Genomic DNA, 833 nt, shown 5'->3' with positions numbered 1-833 from the left:
TCGGTGGCCCGCCGCGTGCGCCGGTACGACCCGGCCCGGTGGACCCGGGATCCGCGTTTCGCCGCGTTCGAGGACGCGGTCCGCCGGCTGGCGGCCGCGGATCCTGCCGGGCTGTCCTGGACCGGGCTGCTCCGGCAGGTGCGGGACTGCTTCGCGGCCATGCAGCTGATTGCCGAGCTGCGGGTGTCCTATCTGCCCGGCAGCCTGGTTCCCCAGCTGAAACTGCGCGCGCTGTTGCTGCTGCTCGGGCTGCCGCGGCTCGGCTCGGCCCTGATCGCCGGTGCCGAAACCCGGACCACGCAGGCAAACCGGGCCCTGGCGGAGCTGGCCGCCATGGCCGGCCGCGATGCGGCGCTGCGCCGCGCCGTCGAAATCCTGGACCCGCCGGAACTGCTGCTGCGGATCGAGGCCACCCCGGGATTCGCCGGATTCAACGCCCGGTTCCGGGAATTCCTGGCCGAGTACGGCCACCGCGAGACGGTCAGCGTGGTGCTCTCCAGCGCCCCAACCTGGTCCGCCGCGCCCGAGGTGGTGCTGGGGCTGGTCAAGGCCCTGCTGAATGATCCGGTGCCGGCGGCGGACCAGACCGGTACGGCCCTGCGGCGCCTGGCGGCCCACCCGGCGCTGCGGCTGGACCCGCTGCGGCGGCAGGTGTTCGCCGCCGTCGACGGCGCCAGGACCGGGATGGGCTTCCGCGAGGACTCGCACTTCCATGCCACCAGGGTGCTGCCGCCGTTGCGCCGGGCGTACCTGGAGCTGGGGGCGCGGCTGCAGGCGGCGGGGATCCTGGCCGCGGCCGCGGAGGTCTTCCACCTCCGGCTGGGCGAGCTGGC

1 protein-coding gene is annotated in these 833 nt (G+C 74.8%); it reads left to right on the top strand.

Annotated features, from left to right (window positions below):
* A partial coding sequence (locus ACFQ36_RS23045; RefSeq protein ID WP_377017930.1) for a hypothetical protein occupies positions 1-833 on the top strand: 833 nt, incomplete at both ends.

The sequence above is a fragment of the Arthrobacter sp. GCM10027362 genome (assembly GCF_042679445.1).
In the GTDB taxonomy this organism is placed as follows: Bacteria; Actinomycetota; Actinomycetes; order Actinomycetales; family Micrococcaceae; genus Crystallibacter.
The sequence above is the reverse complement of the archived record's forward strand: the minus strand, read 5'-3'. Positions and strand labels throughout refer to the sequence as shown.